Source organism: Achromobacter pulmonis, from assembly GCF_902859765.1.
Taxonomy (GTDB): Bacteria; Pseudomonadota; Gammaproteobacteria; order Burkholderiales; family Burkholderiaceae_B; genus Achromobacter; species Achromobacter pulmonis.
Map to the genome: position 1 here is coordinate 101,673 of NZ_CADIJV010000008.1, position 24,581 is coordinate 126,253.

The window sequence follows — 24,581 nt, forward strand, 5'->3', positions numbered from 1 at the left end:
CCACCAACGGAAACACTCATGGCTGATCAAGACCAAAACACCCAGCAAGAAGGCGGCAACGACGCGCCCTCGTTCAATCTGCAGCGCGTCTACCTGAAAGACCTTTCGCTGGAAATGCCGAACGCGCCCCACATCTTCCTGGAGCAAGAAGCGCCCCAGGTTGAAGTGAGCATCACCGTGGGCGGCCAGCGGCTGGCCGAAACCGTGTTCGAAACCACCGTCACCGTCACCGTCACCACCCGCGTCAACGACAAGGTCGTGTACCTGGTCGAAGGCACCCAGGCCGGCATCTTCGAAGCCGCCAACATCCCCGAAGAACAGCTCGACCCGCTGCTGGGCATCGTCTGCCCGACGATGCTGTACCCGTACCTGCGCGCCAACATCGCCGATGCCATCACCCGCACCTCGATGCCGCCGCTGCACCTGACCGAAGTCAACTTCCAGGCCCTGTACGAGCAACGCCTGGCCGAACTGCAACAACAGCAAGGCAACGCCAACGGCAATGGCGGCGATTCGGGCATCATCCTGCCCGCCAGCGCCACCCGCCAGTAAGGCAGACCGCGACGCCCCATGAACCAGCCCATTCCGCCCGGCCTGCGCATCGCCGTCCTGGGCGCGGGCAGCTGGGGCACCGCGTTGGCGGCGGCCGCGAGCCGCCGCCACCCCACCGTCCTCTGGGCGCGCGATCCGGCGCAGGCCGCCGACATGGCCGCCCGCCACGAAAACACGCGCTACCTGCCCGGCATCGCCTTGCCGCAGGCCCTGACCCTTTCCGCCGATCTGGACGCAACGCTGCGCAGCCTCAAGCAGGATGGCGCGAGCAGCCTGATCATCCTGGGCGTACCCGTGGCCGGCCTGGCCGCCACCTGTGCCGAACTCGCCCGCCGCCTGCCCGCCCTGGGCCTGCAGGACACCCCCATCGTCTGGACTTGCAAGGGCTTTGAAGCCGATACCGCGCGGCTGCCGCATGAAATCGTGCGCCAGGCCTTTCCCGGCGCCATCGGCGGCGTGCTGTCCGGCCCCTCTTTCGCCCGCGAAGTCGCGCAGGGCCTGCCGGTGGCGCTGACCGTCGCCAGCGACCATGCCGGCTTGCGCTCGGCCACCACCCAGGCCCTGCACGGCGCCGCGCTGCGCGTCTACGCCAGCGACGACCTGACGGGCGTCGAAGTCGGTGGCGCCCTCAAGAATGTCATCGCCGTGGCCTGCGGCATCGGCGATGGCCTGGCGCTGGGCACCAATGCCCGCGCCGCGCTCATCACTCGCGGCCTGGCCGAGATGACCCGTTTCGGCGTCGCGCTCGGGGCGCGGGCCGAGACCTTCGCCGGCCTGACCGGCCTGGGCGACCTGGTGCTGACCGCGACCGGCGAACTGTCGCGCAATCGCCGCGTCGGCCTGGAAATCGGCGCCGGCCGCAAGCTGGCCGACATCCTGGCCAGCGGCATCACCGCCGAAGGCGTGCGTTGCGCCCGCGCCGCGCGCGACCGCGCCCGCGCCCTCAACGTCGAGCTGCCCATCACCGAGGCCGTGTGCGCCGTGCTGTTCGAAGGCGTGGCGCCCATGACGGCCGTGTCCGCGCTGCTGGCGCGCAACGCCCGCGACGAACACGCCAGCGACGGCTGAAGCCCGGCGCGCCAGCGAATCCACTTCTTTCCCTCCCCATAACAACACCACGCCCGACATCCAGGAGACATCCTTCATGACGCATACCCGCAAGTTCCGGGTCGGCCGCCTGCTGCGCGGCCTGTGCCTGAGCCTGGCCGCCATCCTGCCCGCCGCCGCCCACGCCGACTGGCCCGACCGGCCCATTCACCTGGTGGTGCCGTTCCCGCCCGGCTCCTCGCCCGACATCCTGGCGCGCACCATCTCGGAACCGCTGTCGCAGGCGCTGGGCCAGCCCATCGTCGTCGACAACAAGCCGGGCGCCGGCGGCAATATCGGCACCCGCATCGTGGCCCAGGCCAAGCCCGATGGCTACACCCTGCTCTACACGATCAACGGCCCGCTGGTCACCGCCCCCACGCTCTACAAGAAGACGCTGGGCTACGACCCGCTGCAAGACCTGGCGCCGGTCACGCTGGTGGGCACCAGCCCCAACGTGCTGACCGTACCCGGCAACCTGAAGAACGTGAACTCGGTGCAGGACTTCGTCCGCATGGTGAAGGAACACGGCAGCTCGCTGAACTACGGCTCGGTCGGCCCGGGCAGCTCGGCCCACCTGGCCATGGAAATGTTCAAGGAACGCGCCGGCATCGACATGGCGCACATCCCCTATGCCGGCTTCCCGCAGGTCATCAGCGCCATCATTGGCGGCGACATCCAGGCCGGCTTCATGGTCCCGGCCATCGCCATGCCCCAGACGCGCGACGGCAAGGTCAAGGTGCTGGCCGTGACCAGCCTGCAACCGAGCGACACCCTGCCCGGCATCCCCACCATGGCCTCGCAGGGTTATCCGGGCTTCGAAGCCATCTCCTGGAACGCCATCCTGGCTCCCGCCGAGACACCGATGCCCATCATCGAGCGCCTGAACAGCGAGCTGACCCGCATCATCACCAGCGACGCGGTGCGCAAGCAGATGGCGCTGCAGTACTTCACCCCCGCGCCCTCCACCCCCGAAGCCCTGACCGTCCGCATCCAGGACGAAAAAGCACGCTGGGACCAGGTCATCCAGAAGCTCAACCTGTCACTCGACTGATGCCGCAAGCGGCGCGGGCGGGCCTCGGCCGGCCCCGCGCCGCGCGGTCCGTCAAGCTGGCAGCGCCCGGGGCTTAGACGCCGCCTTCATACCCAAGCTGGCGCCAGGCCTCGAAGACCGTGACCGCCACGGCATTGGACAAATTCAAGCTGCGCTGCCCCGCGCGCATTGGCAGCCGCAGCCGCTGTTGGGGCGCGAACATCGCATGATGCTCGTCCGAAAGCCCGGCGCTCTCGCGTCCGAACACGAACACATCCCCCGCCTCGAAGCGCACATCTCCCACGCTGCGCTGCGCGTGCGTCGTCAGTGCATAGATATGCGATGGCGCCGCGCCCGTATCCGCCAGCGCCTGCGGCAGGGAATCGTGCACCCGCACCGGCTGCCACTCGTGGTAGTCCAGCCCCGCCCGCCGCATGCGCGCATCGTCCAGTTCGAACCCCAGCGGGCGCACCAGATGCAATTGCGCGCCGGTGTTGGCGCAAAGGCGGATCGCATTGCCCGTGTTGGGCGGAATCTCGGGGCAGACGAGGATGACGTGGAACATGGCGCGGGCTGCAAGACGTTGAAGGGCGGGCGGCCGGGAACGGCCGCGCAGCAGCGATTGTCGCCGATTTGGCCGGCCGGTCCGGCGCACGGGGAGCCGGCGCCATGGCTCACGCGGCAGGCGGCGTGCGCGCCGCCACCAGCACCGTCACGCTCGCCGCGCCCGCTGCCAGCAGGGCGCGCGCCGCGGCATCCGCCGTACTGGCCGTGGTCATGACATCATCGACCAGGCCGACATGGCGGCCCGACAGATCCGCGCGGCAATGGAATACCCCTTGCGCGCCCTGTTGCCGCGCCCGGCGTCCCAGGGTGGTCTGCCGGGGCGTTTCGCGCCGCCGCCGCAAGGCCCCGCGCAGCAGCGGCCAATCCAGGAGCGCCGCCAGGCTGCGGGCGATCTCGGCCGCCGGATTCAGGCCCCGCCGGCGCAACGAGGCGCGACTGGCCGGCACCGGCACCAGCAGCAGCCTGGCCTGCGGCAGCGGCTCGCTCCACACCGCATGCGCCAGCAGGCGCGCCAATACGGGCGCCGCGCTCAGCCGCAACTGGGTCTTGAGCTGACGGATCAGCGTATCGGCGGGTGCTTCGTAATCGAAGGCGGCGACAGTGCGCGCGAAGGCCGGCGGCCGTGCCAGGCAACTGGCGCAGTACGGGGCGTCCGGCGACAACCGCACGGCACACCGCGGGCAGCGCGGCTCTCGCGGCGCCTGCGACGCGGCGGCAAGATCGACCTCGCAGCCCTCGCACAACCTGGCCCCGCCGACGCGGGCGCCGCATAGCGGGCAATCGCAAGGGACACGGGCCAGCAGCCACCGCCCCATCGCCTGTAGGGACAATCGGCGCCCCCGGCCGGGATCGGCAATAATGTGGGTCATCCCCCATGAAATCATGTTCCGCCCGCGGCACCGGCCCGGGCGCGACCGAAATGTCCCTGCCCGCACCCGCCAGCCCCCCCTCGCTTCCGCTCGTCGCCGCCGACGTGCCCCGCCAATTCGCCCGGCGCGGCGATCTGGCGCAAGCCCAGTTCCTGTATGGCGAAGTCGCCCGCCGCATGCTTGGCCGGCTGCAGTACATCCGCCTGCAGCCGCAGGCCATGCTGGATGCCGGCTGTGGCGCCGGCGACAACCTGGCCCTGCTGCGCGAGCGCTATGCCGAAGCCGGTTATATCGGCCTGGACAACTGCGAAAGCCTGCTCGACATCGCGCGCAAGCGCCATGCGCCCGCCGGCCTTGGCGCCTGGATCGGCAAGCTGACGCGGCGCGGCGCGGCCAACCGCTACGTCAACGCCGACCTGGCCGCCACCGGCCTGGACCCCGAATCGCTGGAACTGGTGTGGTCCAACCTGGCCTTGCACTGGCACCGCGAGCCGCACGCCGTGCTGGCCGAATGGCGCCGCATCCTCAAGGTCGGCGGCCTGGCGATGTTCTCCTGTCTGGGGCCGGCCACGCTGCGCGAGCTGCGCCAGGCGCTCGACGATGCCGGCCTGCGCACCGCCACGCCGGCCTTCGTCGACATGCACGACTTCGGCGACCTGCTGGTGGAAAACGGCTTCGCCGATCCGGTCATGGATCAGGAAATCCTCACCCTGACCTATCGCACCCCGGAAAAACTGCTGCAGGACGTGCGCGCGCTGGGCGGCAACCCCGCGGCAGGCCGCCGTGGCGGCCTGGTGGGACGCGACTGGCGGGCTCGGCTGTGCGCGGCGCTGGAGGCCCAGCGCCGTCCCGATGGCGTCATCGCCCTGAGCATCGAAGTGGCCTATGGCCATGCCTGGCGCGCCGCCACGCATCGCGGCAGCGCCGGGGAAACCCGCCTGTCGGTCAGCGCCATCGGCGGCCGCCAGCGCGGCACGCCCTGAACAACAACCGCGCCCCGGCCGGCGGCCCGCCTGCGCGGAACGCCCGGCCGGGGCGCGGGGCCGCGATCAGTGCAGGCGTTCGGGCAACGCCGGCGTCACGCCCGGTTCCGCCGCCGACAAGGGCTGCATGGGCTCGGACGTGGCGCGGATACGCCGCCGCAGCACCGCGGTCGGCTCGGCCGGCGCGGCCACCTGGGGCGCTTCGCCGCGCCAGGCATGCGCCATCGATTCCACCACCAGCGGCAGGTCGCGCAGGCGATGGAACTGGTTGCGCAGCCAGCGCGCGTCGTTGCCGCTGCGCATGGCGTCGTCGCGCAGCGTGGCGATCATGTCGCCCGTGCCGAGCTCCTCGGCCACCGGCATCAGGCGCTGGAACAGCGCGCGCAGGTGGTCCATCAGGCGCAGGCGCTGGCCATCCGGCGTGACATAGCTGCCCTGCAGGCCGAAACGGCAGGCCTGGAAGTGGTTGCTGCGATAGGACAGCCAGGCCTTGTCGCTGGGATCGTCCTCGCGCATCAGCAGCACCGACAGCGCCTGGGCGAACGCGGCAATCTGGCACGCCCGCTCCACGGTCAGGGGGGTATCGCAGACGCGGATCTCGACCGTGCCGAATTCCGGCTTGGGGCGGATATCCCAATACAGATCCTTGATGCTCTCGGCCAGACCATAGGCGCGCAACTGCGCCAGGTGCGCCTCGAACTGGTACCAGTCCTTGACCTCGGCCGGCATGTGGCCGGCCAGCGGAAAGCTGTTGACCGCGTTCAGGCGCGAGCACGAGAACAGGGTATCGACCCCCTCGCAGTACGGCGAGGAGGCCGACAACGCGATGAAGTGCGGCACATAGGGCGACAGCCGGCGCAACAGTTTGATGGATTCGTCGCCGCTTCTCACGCCCAGGTGGATGTGCTGGCCGAACACCGTAAATTGACGCGCCAGGTATCCATACATTTCGGCGAGGTACTGGAAGCGCGGCGTATCCGAGATGGAGCGCTCCTGCCAGCGCATGAACGGGTGGGCGCCGCCGCCCGCCACCGAGACGCCGACGGCATCGGCCGCCTCGACCAGCGCGTCGCGCATCTCGCGCATCTCGGCCAGCAGGCCCATCGGGTGCTCGTGCACCGAGGAATTCAGTTCAATCATGGACCGCGTGATTTCCGGTTTGACGCGGTCGGCGATGGGGTGGTTGGCCATTTGGGCCAGCAGCTCGTCAGAGGCTGCGGTCAGGTCGAAACTGCGGGGGTCGATCAGTTGCAGCTCGAGTTCGATGCCCAGGGTGTTGGGGGCCGACGAAATGAACGGGATCTGTTCCATCTCGGACTCCTTTGGATATTTTGATGAGGGGGTGCGCCGTTCGACCTTGAAGCCCGGCAACTTCCCGGGGGGCGCTAGACGGCGGCTTGTGAACGCATAATAGCCGCATGTTTGTGGCAAAACGATTGAAAATCGTGACATTTGTGCGCAACATTCCGACGCAATCCGTTTTACCCGATGGCACAAGGTGAGCGAGCACTCACAACGCAGGAACGGCGCGGCCTGGCGGCCCGCGAAGGGCGCAAGAACAGGCTGGACAAGGCTTGCGACGAGGGACGGGAAAACCCTGATCCGGGTTTTCCCCAGGGCGGATGACCCGCTGCCGAAGGCGGCCCGCGCCGGGCGCCGCGGCCCCCGACACGGTGGCCGGCGGGCCGGCCGTGGCGCCTATTTGCGCCAGAAAGCGGGCGTGAACAGCACCAGCACCGTCAGCAATTCGAGACGGCCAATGAGCATGGCAAAGGTGCACACCCAGATCTGGAAGTCCGACAACACCGCGAAGTTGCCCATGGGGCCGACCGGCCCCAAACCGGGCCCGGTGTTGTTGATGCTGGCGAACACGGCGGAAAAAGCAGTAATGGGGTCCAGCCCCGACAACAGCAGCAGGCTGGTGAAGACCGCGATGGACAGCCCATAGATCAGCATGAACGCCAGCACCGAGGACATGGTCCGCGCCTCGACCGCGCGGCCGCCGATGCGCACCGGGCTGACCGCATGCGGATGCAACATTGTTACCAGCTCGTTGCGCGCCTGCTTGACCAGCAGAATGGCGCGGATCATCTTGATCCCGCCGCCCGTGGAGCCGGCCGACGTGGCGAACCCGGACAGCAGCAGCATGGTCAACGGCGCGAACAAGGGCCATTGGGCGAAGTCGGTGTTCGCGTAACCGGTGGTGGTGCCCATGGAGATGGTGTTGAACATGCCATACCGCAACGCCTGCAGCGGGTCCGGGTACACGCCCTTGACGTACAGGAAGCCCGAAATCACCAGCCCCACACCCACCACGATCACCAGATAGGGAATGGCCTGCGGGCATTGCAGGTAGGCGCGCACGCTGCGCAGGCGCAGCGCATTGAAATGGGTCGCGAAGTTGATGCCGGCGATCAGCATGAACACCATGGCCACCATTTCGACCGCCACCGAATCGAAGTGCGCGAAGCCGTCGTCCCAGGTCGAAAAGCCGCCCAGGCCCATGGTGGTGGCCATGTGGCACCATGCCTCGAACCACGACAGGCCGACCGCGCGGTACGCCAGGAAGCACAGGATCGAAAAGGCGAAATACACCGCGTAGAGCGCCTTGGCGGTACTGGCGATGCGCGGCGTCAGGCGTTCGTCCTTCATGGGGCCGGGCGTCTCGGCCCGCACCACCTGGTGGCCGCCCACGCCCAGCAGCGGCAGAATGGCCACTGCCAGCACCAGGATGCCCATGCCGCCGACCCACACCAGGGTGGCGCGCCACAGGTTGATCGAGGGGGGCAGCGCGTCCAGGTTGGCCAGCACGGTGGCGCCCGTGGTCGTCAGCCCCGACATCGCTTCGAAGTAGGCCGCGGTGAACGACAGCGGCAGGCCGGCGCGGTGGAAGTAGATCAGCAGGGGAATCGCCGCCAGCAGGGGCAGGCCGGCCCACACCGCCGACACCAGCACGAAACCGTCGCGCGCGCGCAATTCGCTGCGGGCACGCCGGGTCAGCGCCGCCAGGGCAACGCCTATGCCGATGGACAGCAGGAAGCCGTGCAGGAACGCGCCGCGCGCGGCGTCGGCCCCGACATAGGCCACCCCCAGCGGGATCAGCATGGTGAGGGCGAACATCACCATGGTCAGGCCCAGGATGTGCAGGGTCGCCAGGACGCGCCTCATGCGGCCTCCCCGGCCGCCGCCGGTCCGTCGGGATGCGGGAAGCGCGGGCTCATCAGAAGAACGACGCCGACACTTGGAACAGTTTTTCCACGCGCGGCATCTGCTTGCGCGAGGGCACGAAGACGATGACGTGGTCGTCGGTCTCGATCACGGTATCGGCATCCGGCAGGATGATCTCGTCCTCGCGCACCAGCGCGCCGATGCTGGCGCCCTTGGGCAGGCTGATCTCGCCCACCTTGCGGCCCACCACCTTGGAAGTGGAGCGATCGCCATGGGCGATGGCCTCCAGGGCCTCGGCCACGCCCTGGCGCAGCCGGTGCACCGCCGCCACGTCGCCGCGCCGCACGTGGCGCAGCAGTTCGCTCATGGTGGCCTGCGACGGCGACACCGCGATGTCGATATGGCTGCCCTGCATCAGTTCGCCATAGGCCTGGCGATTGATCAGCGCGATCACCTTGCGCGCGCCCAGCCGCTTGGCCAGCAGCGACGACATGATGTTGTCCTCGTCGTCGCTGGTCAGGGCCAGCCAGGTGTCCATGTCTTCGATGTTCTCGCGTTCCAGCAGGGCCTCGTCGGTGCCGCTGCCGTGCAGCACCAGCACGCTGTCGGGCAATTGCGTGGCCAGGTACTCGCAGCGCTTGAGGTCGCGCTCGATGATGCGCACGCTGTAGTTTTCCTCGGCCAGCGCGCGCCAGCCGCAGGCCGATGTTGCCGCCGCCGGCGATCATCACGCGGCGCACGGCCTTTTCGGCTTCGCGCAACTGCCGCACGGCGCGGCGCGCGTGGCGCGTGTCCACCACCAGCACCGCCTCGTCGCCCGGCGCGAGCACGGTGCCGGCCCCGGCCCGCAGCGGCCGGCCGCCACGCAGCACGTCGATCACGCGGGCGGTGACGTCAGGCCAGACCTCGCGCAGCTTGTCGACGGGATGGTGCGCCATGGGGCTGCCATGCCCCACCCGCACGGTCACCACGCTGACCCTGCCCTCGGCGAATTCGACCACCTGCAGCGCCTCTGGGAATTCGATCAGGCTCTGCAGGTAGGTGGTGACGCTGCGCTCGGGACTGATGATGGCGTCGATGCAGAAGCCTTCTTCGCTCATCAGTTCCGGGTATTCGGAGAACTCGCCCGAGCGGATGCGCGCGATGCGGCGCGGGATGTTGAACAGCTGGCGGGCGATCTTGCAGGCCACCATGTTGGCGGCGTCGGACGCGGCGCAGGCGATCAGCAGGTCGGTGTCGGCCGCGCCGGCGCCTTCCAGCACCGACACCTGCGAACCGTCGCCATGGACGACGCGCAGGTCGAAGTGTTCTTGCAGGTATTGGAGCTGGGAGGGATCGGAATCGATCACCGTGATGTCGTTCTGCTCGGACACCAGGTTTTCAGCCACGCTGGTGCCGACACGACCAGCGCCGATGATCAGGATCTTCATGCGCCTCGCTTGCGCGCGGACTCGATGCCCAATTGCTTGAGCTTGCGATAGAGATGGGTGCGCTCGAGGCCGGTGCGTTCGGATACCCGGGTCATGCTATGGCTTTCGCGGACCAGGTGATATTCGAAATAGATGCGCTCGAACTCGTCACGCGCCTCACGCAGCGGCTGGTCCAGCGAGATGCTGCCCAACTGGCCATTGGCGGTGACGGGGATCTCGTTGACGGGCGCGGCCGACAGCGTCGGCGGGTCGAGCTCGTCTTCGAGCGCCACGGCGGCGCTGGCCGTCGCCGGCGCCGCCACGGGCACCGGATGCGGCACCCGGCCGCGGGCCAGGCCGGCGGCCACGGTCTTGAGCAGGCGTTGCAGCGTGATCGGCTTTTCGAGGAAATCCATGGCGCCGATGCGGGTGGCCTCGACCGCCGTGTCGATGGTGGCGTGGCCGCTCATCATGATGACGGGCATGTCCAGCAGCCCCTGCGAGCCCCATTCCTTGAGCAGGCTGACGCCATCCGTGTCCGGCATCCAGATGTCCAGCAGCACCAGATCGGGACGCATGCGAAGGCGCGCGGCGCGCGCCTGCGCCGCGTTTTCGGCCAATTCGACCGTGTGTCCTTCGTCGTAAAGGATTTCCGACAAAAGCTCGCGAATACCGACTTCGTCGTCAACCACCAGAATTCTGGCCATAAAGCATCCACCTATTGCGTAGCCGCATTATCCTTTTCTTGCGCGGTCGCGCCCATAGTATCGGCCCCGGGCGCAAGCCGGGTCAACAAGATGGAAATCCGCGCGCCTCCTTCCTTGCGATTGGCAAGGTCGATCCGACCGCCGTGCTCTTCCACTATCTTGCGCACGATTGCCAATCCTAACCCAGTCCCGTGGGACTTGGTGGTGACGTAGGGCTCGAAGGCGCGCTGCATGACCTGCGGCGGGAAGCCCGGGCCCGTATCGGCAACCGTGAAACGCAGGGCCTGCTGGTCGGCGCGGTCGGGCTGCTCGCTGCGCATCAGCTGGGTCGTGACGCTGACCCCGCCCTTGCCGCCCTGCTCGGCGATCGCATCGCGGGCATTGGACAACAGGTTGTGGATCACCTGCCGCAACTGGGTCGGGTCGCCTTCGATGGCCGGCAGCCCCGCGCCCAGATTGACGTCCAGGTTCAGCGCCTGGCCGGGCGCCGATCGCACCGAGGTGCCGCCATCCGGCTCCCACCCATACAGCGACAGCACGTCGGCCACCAGCGCGTTGAAGTCGATGCGCTGCATCACCGCGGGCGGCGTGCGGGCGTATTCGCGGAAATCGTCCACCATCTGCTTGAGCGAGGCCACCTGGTTGACGATGGTGTTGGTGGAACGCTCGACGATCTGCGCCTCGGCCGGCGGCAGCTTGCCTTCCAGCTTCATCGCCAGGCGCTCGGCGGACAGCTGGATCGGCGTCAGCGGGTTCTTGATTTCATGGGCCAGGCGGCGCGCCACCTCGCCCCAGGCTACCGTGCGGTTGGCCGAAATGACTTCGGTGATGTCGTCGAACACCACCAGGTAGCCGTTGCCGCGGCCGTCCACCCGCAGGTGGGTGCCGCGCGCCAGCAGCGTGAGCGCCTGCGGTCCGTTGGGCGTGTCGCCCTGCTTGGGCGCGATCTCGAACTGCTGCTGCCAGTGCTGGCGCTCGGAGCCCACCGCCGCGTGGGTGGAAAACGCCTGCCGCACGATGTTGGCGAATTCGAGCATGCCGTCCACGGTCTCCAGCGGCCGCCCGATCACCGAGCGCAGGTCGGCCTGCAGGATGGTCTGCGCGCCCTGGTTGACGGTGGTGACGCGGAACGCCTCGTCAAACACCAGCACCCCGGAGGACAGGTTCGACAGCACGCTCTCCAGATAGACGTTGGAGCGTTCGAGTTGCTGGCGGTTGCTCTCGACCATGCGGCGGGCCTCGTCGAGCTGGCGCGTCATGGCATTGAAGGAGCGGGTCAGCTGGCCGACTTCGTCGCGCTCCGGCGGCTCGGGCAGCGGCCGGTAGTCGCCCACGCCCACGGCCTGGGTGCCGCCGGCCAGGCTGAGCAGCGGCCGCACCAGCCGCTTGGACAACGACAACGCCACGGCGATGGCGCCGAACGCGGCCAGCAGCAGCGCCAGCGTCAGCGTGATGCCATAGAGCTTGCGCAGGCCCAGCCGCGACAGCGCCAGCTCCTGGTAGTCGCGAAAGCCCTGCTGCACCAGATTGGCGTTGTGCGCGATCTGCTCCGGCACCGGCTGCAGCAGTTGCAGCCAGCGCGGCTCGGAAGCCGCGCCCAGCAGGTTGTCATAGCGGTCCGGGCCGGTCAGCGGAATCACCACGCGCAGATGCAGCCCGCCGTCCATCCCGGGCTTGACCGGATCGTCGGCCTCGGCCGCCGAGTAGCCGCGCGACAGCCGCAGCTGGTTCATTACGGTGGACGGCGGCATGGCCGGCAGCAACTGGCCGTACTGGCTGGTGGAAAACGCCACCATGCGGCCGCTGCCGGTGAAGACCATGGCTTCCTGCACGCCGTTGGCCTCGCGCAGGCGGGTCAGCGCCAGCGTTACGCCGGTATCGGAGTTGCGGTTCAGCTCCGCGGCCATCGAGCGCGCCCGCGCGTCCAGGTCGGCCAGTTGCGAATCGAGCGCGGCCCGGCCCAGGTTCAGGCCGGCCTCCAGCGCGCTGTCGACCCGCACGTTGAACCAGGATTCGATCGAGCGCGACATGAACTGCACCGAGACGATGTAGATCAAGGCGCCAGGCACCACGCCGATCAGGGCGAACGCCAGCGAAAACCTGGCGGTGAGCCGGGCGCCGAATTGCCGGCGGCGGATCTGCCGCGCCAGCCGCACCGTCAGCGCCACCACCCAGACGAACAGCGCCAGGGCGAAGATGCCGTTGAGAATCAGCAATATGTCGTAGTAGCGCGCAAAGCGCGAGGCATTGCCGGTGGACCACGCCAGCAAGCCCAGCAACGCCAGGCCGCTCACGGCGCCAACCATCAAGGCCAGCCGAAGCAACAGCCTCATGAGGGGTCTTTCTCCTTGTCACCCAGCGTGAACGAGAAATCGGTCCAGGGAGTGCCCTGGATCCACGAGCTGCTGTTCAGGGCGTTGACCTGGAATGGGCGCGGCAGCAACGACGTATCCAGCCGCAGCCGGAACTGGCCGCCATACACCACGCCCTCGTCGAAATCATCGGCATCCGCCACCTGCCAGTTGCGGACATGGCGGATGACGCTCATGGCGTCGTCCAGTGACGCCACCGGGAACGTCAACTCGCCGACGCCGGCGCGCCACTGGCGGGTCAGCGCGTTGTAGATCACCCGCCAGGTGCGGGAAGTGTCCACCAGCGACTTGTCGAACCACCACCAGCGTTCGCGCGTGATGGTCAGGTCGGCGGTGAAATACAGCGGCACGCCGCGTTGGGCGGCATCGCGCAATTGCTGATTCAGTTCGAATTCGATGTCGGCGTCGATTTCAAGCTTTTCGCCACGCACGACGGGTTCGACACGCACCACCTTCGGTTCGGCCCCGTGTGCCTGACCGGCCGGCGCCAAAGACAGCGCGGCGGATGCGAACAATAACCCCAGAAATAAGCGTGAAATGATGGACATACGACACCGAAACCCTGTCTTGCCCCTATTCTTGGCGATTCAGGACTGCTTGGCAAACAAGGCGTAGAAAAAGCCGTCGTGCTGTGCCGCGGGTGTTGCATCGACCGCAACTGGCAGCAGTTGGCCCGGCGCTTCCAGCCGCGTGGCGTCGGGATGGCGCTGCAGGAACTCAAGCGCCTGGCGCGTGCCTTCGATCGGGAATACCGAGCAGGTGACATACAGCAGGCGGCCGCCCGGCGCCACGGTGCGCCAGAGCGCATCCAGGATGCGGGCCTGCACCGTCGCGGTGCGGCGCAGGTCGTTCTCGCGGCGCAGCCAGCGGATGTCGGGGTGGCGCCGCACGATGCCCGAGGCGGTGCACGGCACGTCCGCCAGCACCGCGTCGAACGGTTGGCCGTCCCACCAGGCGTCCAGGTCGGCGGCGTCGGCGGCGCGCAGGCGCACCCGCTCGCCGGCCAGGCCGAGCCGGTCCAGGTTCTGGCCGACGCGGGCCAGGCGGTCGGCGTCGGCATCCAGCGCCAGCAGGTCGATGTCGGCCAATTCCAGCAGGTGGGCGGTCTTGCCGCCGGGCGCGGCGCAGGCGTCCAGCACCCGCATGCCGTCCTGGGGCGCCAGCAGCTCGGCGGCCAACTGGGCGCCGGCGTCCTGCACCGACCACCAGCCCTCGGCAAAGCCCGGCAACTGGGTCACCGGACGCGGCGTGGCCAGCACCAGGCCGGCCGCGCCCACCGCTTCGGCCGCCAGGCCGGCGTCCTGGAACGCCGCCAGCACCTGCTCGCGGCTGGCGCGGCGGCGATTGACGCGCAGCGTCAGCGGCGCCGGCAAATTGGCCGCCCGCAGGACGTCCTGCCATTGCTGCGGATAGGCCACGCGCAAGAGCTTGACCCACCAGCCGGGGTGGTTCCATTCGGCCTCGGGGCTGTCGGCCACCGCGGCGTCAAGGGCCGTCCGCTCGCGCAGGAAGCGGCGCAGGCAGGCATTGAGCAGCCCCTTGAACGCCGCCAGGCTGCGGTGCTTGGCCGTCGCCGTGACGGCCTGGTCCACCACTGTGTGCGGGGCGTATACCGGCATGCCCGGCAACGCCGCGGCGGCCTCGCCCTCGGCCTTGAGCAGAGTCAGCGACACCAGCAGCAGCGATTCGAACAGCACATTCGGATAACGCTGCACCAGCTCGCGCCCGACGGCATCGGCCCAACCCAGGTAGCGCATGGCGTGAAACGATACGGCCTGCGTGGCGGGACGCAGCCCGCCGTCGACGTCGGCCAGCGCCTCGGTCAGCGAGCGGCCGTCCAGGACGTCCTGCACCACCTGCGCGCTGGAAAGCAGGATGGCGGACAGCGGCGGGGCCAGATGAGGGGGGTCGGAACGCGTGGACATGGCAGCAAATAAGAGGATAAGACCGCTATGGTAGCCCGGCGCGGCCCGCCGGCCCTGGCGCCACCCGCGTCCGACGCTGGACGAACCGGACCGGGCGCGTCACACTGGCCGCTTGCCACGGAGCCCGCCATGTCCACCACTACGCTGCTGTTGTTCATCCTGGCCTCGGCCGTCGCCATCGTGACGCCCGGCCCCACCGTGCTGCTCGCCATGAGCAATGGCTCGCGCCATGGCGTGCGCGCCGCCTGCTGGGGCATGGGCGGCGCGGTGCTGGCCGACTTCATCCTGGTGGGCGCGGTGGCCTCCGGCCTGGGCGTGGTGCTGGCCGCTTCCGAGGTGGCCTTCCATGTCATCAAGTGGGCGGGCGCCGCCTATCTGGCCTACCTGGGCTGGAAGATGCTGCGCTCGAACGCCGCGCTGGTGCTACCGGCCGCCGACCCCGGCGCCGCCCGGCCGAAGGGCCTCAAACTGTGCCTGCGCAGCTTCGTGGTGGCGCTGACCAACCCGAAATTGCTGCTGTTCATGTCCGCCTTCCTGCCCCAGTTCATCAACACCCAGGCGCCCCTGCTGCCGCAATACGCCACCGCGGCCGCCGTGCTGGCGCTGATGAACATCGCCACCATGCTGGCCTACGCCACCCTGGGGGCGCAACTGGTGCGAGCCTTTCGCGGCTCGGGCCTGCGCTGGCTGAACCGGGCCTGCGGTTCGGTCATGATCGGACTGGCCGGCACCCTGGCGCTGTACCGCCGCAGCGGCCCCTGAGCGCACGGCCTGCGCGCCGGACGGCACGCCGGACGGCACGGGAAGTATTGGGGACACACAACGTCCGGCGGTTTGCCCCGGCGACCCGCTAAAATAACGGCCCCCCGCCCTGCCGCGCTAAAATTGCGCAGTATTTGATCATTGGCGCCGGCTCGCGCCCACCGAGGTATTCCATTTCTTCCCCCAAAGTCGGCTTTGTCAGCCTGGGCTGACCGTAGGCTAGCGAAAATATACTCATGGATATGGAGCGCAGTGGTCCGGGTTCGTCACGATCCTATGGGCAACGCGCCAGGAGCATCCTTCCGACGCTAGAAGCGGCACCCTTTGTTTAGTGTGGAAAACGGTACGCGCGTTTCGCAAATAGCCGGGAAGGATTCCCATCCCTATCATTCCTGTCGAGAGTTCGGACAAGAATGGCTTGTCTGCTCGAAACCAGGGAGAAATCGTGTCCTTTTTAGATCTAGTTGGCGATTTTGTAGAAACGACGTTCGAAGGTATCGGTACCGCGGTCGCTGGGGCGGCGGATGCTGTGATGCAAAATCCCGTTAAATCCATCGCTATCGGCGCTGTGACCGTGGCCAGCGGCGGGGCCGCCTTGGTCTTCGCCGGCCCTATCGCTGCGGCGGTGGGCACGACGGGCCTGTTGGGCGCGGCAAGCACGGGCACAAGCATCGCTACGCTGTCTGGCGCAGCGCTTACCAAAGCGTCGCTGGCGGCGTTGGGTGGCGGAGCCTTGGCTGCGGGAGGTGGCGGCGTGGCGGCAGGCTCCGCGGCGGTGGCTGTGGCTGGCGCCGCCCTTGGTGCGGGCGTTTCGGGTGGGGTCGCCGCGGTCACGCCTCAGGCTTGAACACGGCTGGCGAAATCGAACCGGGCTGCCTTTCGGGCGCCCGCTTTTCTGGAATAAATATGGCCCGCGTTTCCTCAGCCCAGGTCGCTGGGCTAGACCTCATCGACAAGCTGTTCTTCAATCAGGCGCTGGTGTTCTGCTTGTTCACGGAAGAACTCTGCTGGCTAATGGATCTTCGCGAAGACCTTGATCGCGAATTGACGAACCGACGCATACACGGCGTCCAGCGACAGGTGGTCAGGCACGGCGTCCTATGCATGATGGAAGCAGCACTGTCCGAGGACCTGCAGCTTGTTGAACAGGCGTTCCCACACCTTTCGGAAATTCCTCGTCCATTCACGGACGAAGTGCACGAAAGAGTGCGACAGTTCAATTTGGATTTTTTCGAAGGCGCAGTACTTGCCGCGCTGCACGTTCTTTACGATTGCGACAAGGAAGTGGTTATCGAAATCGCCAACACGCTCTTGAAAGGATACGAGAGCGCGCCAGTTATGGTGCGCTATCGCTTGGTGGAGCGCATGTTCTCCTTCGAATTTCTCATGTCGCCCATAGACTGCTTTACCTGGCTGGCGAAGATGGGCGTGCTGCGTAGCGCCAAACATCCGGGGATTGCGCTAGAGGCCCGCTATCGCACCGAGTTTCTGCAGCGCCTTGCGCTCCTCTGCGTGTTGGACATGCAACGCGATAACATCTATCGCTTGATGCGACTAAGCCCATACGAAAGCTCGGGGCTAGTCGACAAAATAAAAGGTCTCACGCCTACCACAATCAAACTGCTACTTGAGCAAGAGTTCAAGGCCATGTCGGTCAATTGCCTGCCCGATCTCAAAGGAAGCTTTCCCTTCATAAGCCTGGATGATCTCGAAGACCCGAGGAAGGTCCAACGATTCTTCAGCAGCATGAACAAATATTCGACGAGGTTTCGGGTGTTTCGCGGTCCGTTGGCAAGTTGGGTGGGGCTGCTTTGCGGCGGGTGTGTGGAGGTTATGTACCGAGCACAGGAAACAAAGCCCTTGATCTATGCTGATGCGTTCAATGAAGGCAGCCTCACTCAAACGATTTCAGATGGGATGCGCGCTCGCGGATTTGAGATTTCGGCGCGGACCGTCTATGAACGTCATCGGGACTTCAAGGAGACAATTCTCTGGATCGTGTCGACCTATTACGCATTGGCCGTACGCGTCAACGTTGCGACCCCCCCTTACCTCGCGGACATCACGTATGAGGGGTTAGCGTGCGGCTTCGATCACGTTAAGCCGAGAGCGCGGCGCAGTGCAGAAGACCGTGCATGAGCTATCGAGCGCAGATGGAGAAGAATGCAAGTGGTCCCACGTAAATCTGACCCAAACTCGGAATCCGCTTTGGCAACCTGCATGATTTTTAACAAACCGTGTGCAGACGCCTCGCGCGAGACTGCCCGATAGTCGATAATGTGCGCTTCGGAAAATCAGTTTAATTGCGGTATCCATTGGAGACAGCATGGCCGGCTTCAACCGATCTAAGCTAGTCCGCATCATGGTGCGGAATATTGGTTGTATTGGCAACGAAGGGGTTGAGATCGAGCTCGACAACGTGGTCTGCTTGGTTGGAAAAAATAATGCGGGCAAATCCACCATCCTTCGTGCATATGAGTTAGCCAAGGGCTCCGCCAGCTTCGATATTGCCAAAGATCGCTGTCAGTACGCCCCGAAGGATCAACCGTCTGAAGTGCTCCTTGAGGTGCACATCCCTGACGGGATCGGCAACGTGGATGCCAAGTGGAAAATGTCGAAGGACGGTCACCTGATCGTCAAGAGCCGGTGGCAGTGGGCTGCCCCAAGTTTCCTGAAGGTGCGGACTACCTGGGATCCAACGGGAGGGACTGATGGCGCGGGAGCGTGGGCAGACGACGGCAAAGCCGCGGGTGCCGATCCAGTTTTCAACTCTAGGTTACCCCGCCCGCTGCGCATTGGATCACTTGATGACGCGGCAAAAACTGAGGACATGCTGCTCACTTTGGCGCTGGGGCCATTGCTAGCGGGATTAGAGAAAGAGCGCATTGATCCTCAGTCCGATCTCTGCAAAGCGATTGCAGGCATATCCGAACACTTGAACATTCTTAGCGGTGTTCACGAAGATCACTTCAATGTAATTGCCAGCCGTGTTGCAGCTGGCTTCAAGGGCGTTTTCCCCCGGCTGGACGTAAAGCTCACAGTAAGTGCCGCTCCGCTGGTCCCAAAGCTCGGCGAACTGATTAAAGGCGGCTCGAGCCTGACTGTCCGGGATGGAGCCGCCGAAACGGCGCTTGTTCAGCAGGGAACAGGCGCGCGGCGAGCGCTTTTTTGGTCCATGCTACAAGTTCACAACGAGCTATCACGCGATAGGGAAGTTCGACAGGAATATCGTAAACGACTGGAAAAGGACCTATCTGACGCCCAGAAGAAGGTCCCGAAAGCCAAGGAAGCAGAAAAGCAGGCTCTAGCAGACACTATTGCGTCGCTCAACGCTCAGCTTGAGGCGCATGACGAAGGGGCAGCCATTCCGGACAGTCCGGAAGACCCCGCTTTTCCTGGCTATCTGCTATTGATTGACGAACCGGAAAACGCGCTGCACCCAATGGCGGCGCGTGCGGCGCAGCGTCACTTGTACCAACTGGCAGAAAGTCCAGATTGGCAAGTAATCATGACTACCCATTCGCCTCATTTCGTCAATCCCTTTGAGGATCACACAACCATCGTGCGACTTGAGCGGGCAGCAGACGGCGACGCACCTCCCGTGGCCCCAAAGACTTATCGTTCTGATTGCATCCAGTTTGATGGCGACGACAAAGATCGCCTCCAAGCACTGCAGCACATTGATCCGAGCTTTTCCGAAGTGTTTTTTGGCTCGTACCCGATTCTGGTCGAAGGGGACACAGAGCATGCTGCGTTCATGTCGTCCATTCTTGAACGCCAGCATGACCTGATAGACCGCGTTACGATCATCCGGGCGCGTGGCAAGGCGATTTTGGTACCTCTCATCAAAGTGCTGACGCACTTCAAAATTGATTTTGGGGTAGTCCACGACTCTGATTCCCCGTTTAAAAAGAACGGCCATAAGAATGGGATGTGGACTGAAAACGAGAAAATTCGCAATGCGATCGTCAACGCGCGGGGAGCAGGCCTGGCCGCTCGACATAGGATCAGCATTCCTGATTTCGAGCGCTTCTTAGGTGGGGAAGAGGAAGTCAAGGATAAGCCTCTGAACACGTACCTCGTCGTCTCAAAAGACGACGCCATCGCTCAACAGGTGCAGAAGTTGATAGAAGAGCTTCAGTCTTCGACGCAGCATGAGCCATTCATTGAAAGCGAGCTCGGGACTGATGGCTATTTGTCTTGGCTCGGTAGCATCGTTCAGCACTGGGCTGCGCAGAACGGACTATCGGACGATGTGAGGTTCAGGGGGGCTTGAAAGCATGAACGGGACCAACAGCTCACCCTCCTGTCGAAACTAGTGAAGTTGATCTTGTCTGCCGAACTATCGAACGCCGATAGCGCAGTGTCGCGCCCGTCGCGTGTTGCGCCTTTCAGCCGCCCCGGGTCAGACTCAGAGTGGCCCGCTCCAGTGGGCCTTTCCCCGGGGATATGCGAAAATTCGCTATAGATTCAGAGGGCTTTATGGCAAGAAATACCAAGATCCGTATCGCACGGCCGGATGACCGGACACTTCGGCTTGGCTCCGTATCGCTGTTTCATGGCGATGCGCTTGAGGCATACGACGAGTGGCTGGCGCCGACGGTCATCATCGCAGACGGCCCGTATGGACTGGGAAAATTTCCCGGTGAGCCTGTGACGCCCGACGGGCTGGCCGAATGGTACGCGCCTCATGCCGCTGCTTGGGCTAAGTGCGCGCAGCCATTCACGACGTTGTGGTTTTGGAATAGCGAAATAGGATGGGCAAAGGCGCATCCCGCCCTAGAGCTCAACGGTTGGCAATACGAAGAAACCGTAATCTGGGACAAGGGGATCGCCCACATTGCCGGAAACGTGAATTCCCGCACGATCCGAGGCTTACCGGTGGTCACTGAGGTCGCGGTCCGATATACGCGAAAAGCGACCTTGCCGACCCTGACGGGGCATCAACTTCCTTTCAAGGAATGGCTCCGCTATGAGTGGCAGCGCTCAGGGCTTCCACTATCGCAAAGCAACGAGGCCTGCGGTGTGAAGAACGCCGCGACGCGTAAGTACCTCACACAGTGCCATCTCTGGTACTTCCCGCCAGGGGAGGCCGTGGTGGCCATGGCCAATTGGTGCACTCGTTACGGTTCCAAGACCACAAGGCCCTATTTTTCAATCGACGGGATACATCCGCCGACGGCCGAAGCGTGGGATAAGATGCGTGCAAAATGGACGCATGTGCACGCGCTTACAAACGTTTGGCATGACCCACCAGTGCACGGCGCAGAACGTGTGAAGAAGCCGCATGGAACTGGCTATCTTCATGCGAACCAAAAACCGATCGCTCTAATGGAGCGTCAAATAATCGCCTCTAGTGATCCTAACGATGTGGTGTGGGAGCCGTTTGGAGGATTGATGTCGGCATCGGTAGCGGCTTTACGGTTGGGTCGGCGGGCACACGCCGCCGAGTTCAACGAGGAGTTTTTCGAAGCTGCACGTCTTCGCATCGAGGGCGAGCTCCTGCAACCAAAGTTGCAGGTGGCCGCGTGACAATTTCTCCCCAGCGTACCCGAGGTCCCGATCCGTCGTGGAAACATAGGGACCTATATGACAGGGTGGTTGACGCCCTTCATGCCCTTCCGGCCCGTTTTAGGACATCGCTCCGCATAGCGGGAATCAGTGCGACCGATCTATTCACGCTGAACACGCCATTAGGCGCGGCGATTGAGTCGTCCGTGGTCGAGAATCTCAACGACCTCAGGGAACTTTGGGACCCGGGGAACGAATACGACGTTTATTCGTTTGTTCGCCAAGCGCAGGTCTTTCCCGACGTTCGACTTCAGTCGAGCGCACCGGGTGTGCCAGAAGATGAACGCGTCTTGATGGGCATTGAACTCAAGGGCTGGTTCATTCTGTCCAAGGAAGGAGAGCCCTCGTTTCGATACAAGGCATCGCCGATGGTTTGCATGCCGCAGGACCTTTTGGTCGTTTATCCATGGGGGCTTGATGAGGTGATTTCGGGCGCTCCGAAGTTGCTTCGACCTTTTATCGAGGAGGCGCGGTACGCAGCGGAACATCGGAATCATTATTGGCAAGTGGTCCGAGGTCAAACCGGACCAGATGCCGAGGTTGCGCTGGCTACCGAACTGGCTCCTTACCCTGCGAAAGGTCAAAAGTTCAACGACGAGGCGGTAAAAGACAAGGGAAAGAACTTTGGTCGGGTTGCCCGCGGAGGCCTAATGACTGCCTTTATCGCAGAGCTGATGCAACAACAAATTTCCGGAATTCCGGCCATTCATTGGCAGAACTTTTTGAGAATTTTTTCCGAGGGCGCCGAGGCCAACGCTATAGAACGCAAGTTGGCCACGATGCGAACGGATGCTGAGGCAGCCGGCCTGACAGCAAATGGGTTGGAAGCGTTCGATCGGATTCAGGACGGATTACGAGACCTTCTTTCTAAGCTCTAGCTTCGGGTTGCACCGAATACCAAATTTTCGGACGGGATATTGATCGGCTCCCTGACTATAGGAGCGCACATTAGCGTATGTAGCTCGAGCCCCCGGGCTCAGCCCGATTACTAACGGCACTCCTTTTCGCTGGTCATTTTCAACATGAACAAGCACTTAAAGAAGGGCATTAGCCAACGCGTTCGAGAGTGGTACCTAGGCAACTACGTGCCTCCACCTCCGAATGATCCAGACAGTCATGTGGTCTTCGTTAGCCCAGGGCATTACGAGCAGCCGCCGCTTGCAAAGGCAGTTAAGCTGCTCGGTGCCTTTTGGCTGAAGCACTGGCAGTGGATCACCGGCACTATCTTGGCTGTGATCGGCATCGTTGTATCCATGAAGTGAGGCAGGCAAGCGCGAGGGCCGCTCGTGGAGAACCGATCGAATTTTGCAGTCTATGTGTGGCGTAGGGCGGAGGTTGCCCCATCGAAGCCCGGCGCCAAACCCCTCGGATAAAATTCAGTTATTTCAATGACATACAAAGTTAAACCACCGAAAGTGGGATTTATCAGTCTTGGCTGTCCCAAAGCCCTGGTCGACTCCGAACGCATCCTGACCCAACTGCGCACCGAAGGGTATCAAGTCACGCCCGAGTACAACGACGCCGACGTCGTGGTGGTGAACACCTGTGGTTTCATCGACAGCGCCAAGGCCGAGTCGCTGGAAGCCATCGGCGAGGCGCTGGCCGAGAATGGCAAGGTCATCGTCACCGGCTGCATGGGCGTCGAGGAATCGGTGATCCGCAACGTGCACCCCAGCGTGCTGGCCGTGACCGGCCCGCAGCAGTACGAGGAAGTGGTGCGCGCCGTGCACAATGCCGCCCCGCCCAAGAAGGACCACAACCCCTACCTGGACCTGGTGCCGCCGCAGGGCATCAAGCTGACCCCGCGCCACTACGCCTACCTGAAGATCTCGGAAGGCTGCAATCATCGCTGCAGCTTCTGCATCATCCCATCGATGCGCGGCGACCTGGTCAGCCGCCCGGTGGGCGACGTGCTGAGCGAGGCCGAACGCCTGGTCAAGGCCGGCGTCAAGGAACTGCTGGTGATCTCGCAGGACACCAGCGCCTACGGCGTGGACGTCAAGTACCGCAGCGGCTTCTGGAACGGCCGCCCGGTGCGCACCCGCATGACCGAGCTCTGTACGGCCTTGTCCGAAATGGGCGTCTGGACGCGCCTGCACTACGTCTACCCGTACCCGCACGTGGACGAAGTGATTCCGCTGATGGCCGAGGGCAAGATCCTGCCCTACCTGGACATCCCGTTCCAGCATGCCAGCCCGCGCATCCTCAAGGCCATGAAGCGCCCGGCGTTCGAGGACAAGACGCTGGCGCGCATCAAGAAATGGCGCGAGATCTGCCCCGACCTGACCATCCGCTCGACCTTCATCGTCGGCTTCCCCGGCGAGACCGAGGAAGACTTCCAGTACCTGCTGGACTGGATGCAGGAAGCCCAGCTCGACCGCGTCGGCTGCTTCCAGTATTCGCCGGTGGAAGGCGCGCCCGCCAACCTGCTCGACAACCCGGTGCCGGACGAGGTCAAGCAGGAACGCTGGGAACGCTTCATGGAAATGCAGCAGTCGATTTCGACCGCCCGCCTGGCGCGGAAAGTCGGCCGCGACATCGACGTGCTGATCGACGAAGTGGATGAAGACGGCGCCGTCGGCCGCAGCAGCGGCGATGCGCCGGAAATCGACGGCTGCGTCTACGTCAGCTCGGAGCGCCCGCTCAAGGCCGGCGACCTGGTGCGCGCCCGCGTCACCGACGCCGACGAATACGACCTCTGGGCCGAAACGGTCTGAGCGTCATGCAGGCCGGCGGCGCCCGCCGCCGGCTGCCCTCACGCTTCCAGCAATTTCAAACCGGCCACGCCGCCCACGATCAGCGCGATGCACGCCAGCCGCGCGACCGACGGCGAATCGCCGAACAGCACGATCCCCAGCACCGCGATGCCCACCGAACCGATGCCGGTCCACACCGCGTAGGCGGTGCCGGCGGGCAGGTGCCGCATCGCCAGCGTCAGCAGGAAGATGCTGCCCAGGGCCGCGGCGATGCCGATGATGCTGGGCCAGAACCGCGTCCAGCCGTCGGCGTACTTCAACGCCAGCGCCATCACGATTTCCACCGCGCTCGCGGCCAGCAGGATCCACCAGGCCATCGTGGCCTCCCTTCGATATTGGAATGCGGCCAGCTTAGGGCCTATAGTTACCAAGGCACAAGTACGCACCTTTTGGTAACTATGAAAGGCTCACCATGGCTGTCTCTTCCGCTTCCCCGGCCGACGTCTTCGACGCCGCCTGCCCGTCGCGCCGCGCGCTCGAAGTGATCTCCGGCAAATGGGTGCCGCTGGTGCTGCCGGCGTTGGCCCAGGGGCCGCTGCGCAACAACGAACTGCTGCGCAGGCTCGACGGCATCTCGCAGAAAATGATGACGCAGACGCTGCGCGACCTGGAGCGCCACGGGCTGGTGCGGCGCGAGGACCTGCGCACGGTGCCGCCGCACGTGCGCTATCACCTGACGGAATTGGGGAGATCGCTGAATGTGGCGCTGGAGGCCCTGGATCGCTGGGCGGAACGGCACCACGGGCAACTGGATGCGGCGGCGCGCCGCCATGATGCGGCCGCCGCGCGCCGGACCTGAGCGCGGCCGGCCGGGGTTGTCA

At 65.0% G+C, this 24,581-nt stretch carries 21 protein-coding genes and 1 pseudogene; 12 read left to right on the forward strand and 10 right to left on the reverse strand.

The annotated features are described in order from the left end of the window. Nucleotides 1–18: 18 nt before the first annotated feature. The 3 genes from secB (at nt 19) to HV701_RS09495 (ending at nt 2,692) form a co-directional block, all read left to right on the forward strand. Nucleotides 19–552 (forward strand): protein-export chaperone SecB, encoded by a 534-nt coding sequence (gene secB / locus HV701_RS09485; protein ID WP_175132821.1) that lies wholly within the window; start codon nt 19–21, stop codon nt 550–552. A gap of 18 nt (nt 553–570) precedes the next feature. Continuing rightward, nucleotides 571–1,620, forward strand: a complete 1,050-nt coding sequence (locus HV701_RS09490) for an NAD(P)H-dependent glycerol-3-phosphate dehydrogenase (RefSeq protein ID WP_175132822.1) — start codon at nt 571–573, stop codon at nt 1,618–1,620. 76 nt (nt 1,621–1,696) lie between these two features. Next, nucleotides 1,697–2,692: a Bug family tripartite tricarboxylate transporter substrate binding protein gene (locus HV701_RS09495; RefSeq protein ID WP_175132823.1), complete on the forward strand. Its 996-nt coding sequence runs from the start codon at nt 1,697–1,699 to the stop codon at nt 2,690–2,692. Between the two features lie 73 nt (nt 2,693–2,765). Here the strand turns inward: HV701_RS09495 and HV701_RS09500 are convergent, their stop codons facing one another. Both HV701_RS09500 and HV701_RS09505 read right to left on the reverse strand, forming a co-directional pair. Further along, entirely contained in the window at nt 2,766–3,236 is a 471-nt protein-coding gene (locus HV701_RS09500) for a tRNA (cytidine(34)-2'-O)-methyltransferase (protein WP_175132824.1), read from the reverse strand. 109 nt (nt 3,237–3,345) lie between these two features. Continuing rightward, nucleotides 3,346–3,906 carry a ComF family protein gene (locus HV701_RS09505; RefSeq protein ID WP_419761599.1) on the reverse strand — a complete coding sequence of 187 codons (561 nt, stop codon included), beginning with the start codon at nt 3,904–3,906 and terminating at the stop codon, nt 3,346–3,348. A 251-nt stretch (nt 3,907–4,157) separates the two neighbouring features. Between HV701_RS09505 and HV701_RS09510 the strand changes: the two genes are divergently transcribed. Beyond that, nucleotides 4,158–5,090 carry a methyltransferase domain-containing protein gene (locus HV701_RS09510; protein WP_175132825.1) on the forward strand — a complete coding sequence of 311 codons (933 nt, stop codon included), beginning with the start codon at nt 4,158–4,160 and terminating at the stop codon, nt 5,088–5,090. A 66-nt stretch (nt 5,091–5,156) separates the two neighbouring features. On the opposite strand, the gene HV701_RS09515 is transcribed toward HV701_RS09510, so the two are convergent. From HV701_RS09515 to rsmB, 7 genes and pseudogenes are all read right to left on the reverse strand, one after another. Further along, nucleotides 5,157–6,401: a YbdK family carboxylate-amine ligase gene (locus tag HV701_RS09515; RefSeq protein WP_175132826.1), complete on the reverse strand. Its 1,245-nt coding sequence runs from the start codon at nt 6,399–6,401 to the stop codon at nt 5,157–5,159. A 387-nt stretch (nt 6,402–6,788) separates the two neighbouring features. Further along, the gene (locus HV701_RS09520) at nt 6,789–8,258 is read right to left on the reverse strand and encodes a TrkH family potassium uptake protein (protein ID WP_175132827.1); all 1,470 of its coding nucleotides are present in this window, start codon (nt 8,256–8,258) and stop codon (nt 6,789–6,791) included. Nucleotides 8,259–8,310: 52 nt separating this feature from the next. Continuing rightward, nucleotides 8,311–9,688, reverse strand: a pseudogene (gene trkA / locus HV701_RS09525) (Trk system potassium transporter TrkA). Further along, entirely contained in the window at nt 9,685–10,374 is a 690-nt protein-coding gene (locus HV701_RS09530; protein WP_175132828.1) for a response regulator, read from the reverse strand. The pseudogene trkA and the gene HV701_RS09530 overlap by 4 nt, the downstream one beginning before the upstream one ends. A gap of 11 nt (nt 10,375–10,385) precedes the next feature. After that, complete coding sequence (locus tag HV701_RS09535) at nt 10,386–12,707, reverse strand: sensor histidine kinase (protein ID WP_175132829.1); 2,322 nt, start codon at nt 12,705–12,707, stop codon at nt 10,386–10,388. Next, on the reverse strand, nt 12,704–13,294 hold the full coding sequence (locus HV701_RS09540; RefSeq protein ID WP_175132830.1) for a DUF4390 domain-containing protein: 591 nt from the start codon (nt 13,292–13,294) through the stop codon (nt 12,704–12,706). The genes HV701_RS09535 and HV701_RS09540 overlap by 4 nt, the downstream gene beginning before the upstream one ends. Before the next feature lie 39 nt (nt 13,295–13,333). After that, complete coding sequence (rsmB, locus tag HV701_RS09545; RefSeq protein ID WP_175132831.1) at nt 13,334–14,671, reverse strand: 16S rRNA (cytosine(967)-C(5))-methyltransferase RsmB; 1,338 nt, start codon at nt 14,669–14,671, stop codon at nt 13,334–13,336. 129 nt (nt 14,672–14,800) lie between these two features. Between rsmB and HV701_RS09550 the strand changes: the two genes are divergently transcribed. The 7 genes from HV701_RS09550 to rimO all read left to right on the forward strand — a co-directional run bounded on the left by HV701_RS09550 (nt 14,801) and on the right by rimO (nt 23,721). Further along, a complete protein-coding gene (locus HV701_RS09550) occupies nt 14,801–15,433 on the forward strand; it encodes a LysE family translocator (RefSeq protein ID WP_175132832.1) in 633 nt (210 codons plus the stop codon). Between the two features lie 906 nt (nt 15,434–16,339). Then, nucleotides 16,340–17,572: a hypothetical protein gene (locus HV701_RS09555; protein ID WP_175132833.1), complete on the forward strand. Its 1,233-nt coding sequence runs from the start codon at nt 16,340–16,342 to the stop codon at nt 17,570–17,572. Nucleotides 17,573–17,759: 187 nt separating this feature from the next. Further along, nucleotides 17,760–19,709, forward strand: a complete 1,950-nt coding sequence (locus HV701_RS09560; RefSeq protein WP_175132834.1) for an ATP-dependent nuclease — start codon at nt 17,760–17,762, stop codon at nt 19,707–19,709. A gap of 173 nt (nt 19,710–19,882) precedes the next feature. After that, the gene (locus HV701_RS09565; protein ID WP_217467955.1) at nt 19,883–20,965 is read left to right on the forward strand and encodes a DNA methyltransferase; all 1,083 of its coding nucleotides are present in this window, start codon (nt 19,883–19,885) and stop codon (nt 20,963–20,965) included. Nucleotides 20,966–21,150: 185 nt separating this feature from the next. Then, a complete protein-coding gene (locus HV701_RS09570) occupies nt 21,151–21,882 on the forward strand; it encodes a hypothetical protein (RefSeq protein ID WP_175132836.1) in 732 nt (243 codons plus the stop codon). Between the two features lie 144 nt (nt 21,883–22,026). Continuing rightward, nucleotides 22,027–22,266 carry a hypothetical protein gene (locus tag HV701_RS09575; protein WP_175132837.1) on the forward strand — a complete coding sequence of 80 codons (240 nt, stop codon included), beginning with the start codon at nt 22,027–22,029 and terminating at the stop codon, nt 22,264–22,266. A 126-nt stretch (nt 22,267–22,392) separates the two neighbouring features. Continuing rightward, nucleotides 22,393–23,721 (forward strand): 30S ribosomal protein S12 methylthiotransferase RimO, encoded by a 1,329-nt coding sequence (gene rimO, locus HV701_RS09580; protein ID WP_175132838.1) that lies wholly within the window; start codon nt 22,393–22,395, stop codon nt 23,719–23,721. Between the two features lie 38 nt (nt 23,722–23,759). Here rimO and HV701_RS09585 read toward each other — a convergent pair whose 3' ends face one another. Further along, nucleotides 23,760–24,077: a DMT family transporter gene (locus HV701_RS09585; RefSeq protein ID WP_175132839.1), complete on the reverse strand. Its 318-nt coding sequence runs from the start codon at nt 24,075–24,077 to the stop codon at nt 23,760–23,762. Nucleotides 24,078–24,172: 95 nt separating this feature from the next. On the opposite strand from HV701_RS09585, the gene HV701_RS09590 reads away from it, so the two are divergent. After that, nucleotides 24,173–24,559: a winged helix-turn-helix transcriptional regulator gene (locus HV701_RS09590; RefSeq protein WP_175132840.1), complete on the forward strand. Its 387-nt coding sequence runs from the start codon at nt 24,173–24,175 to the stop codon at nt 24,557–24,559. The last annotated feature ends 22 nt before the right edge of the window (nt 24,560–24,581 follow it).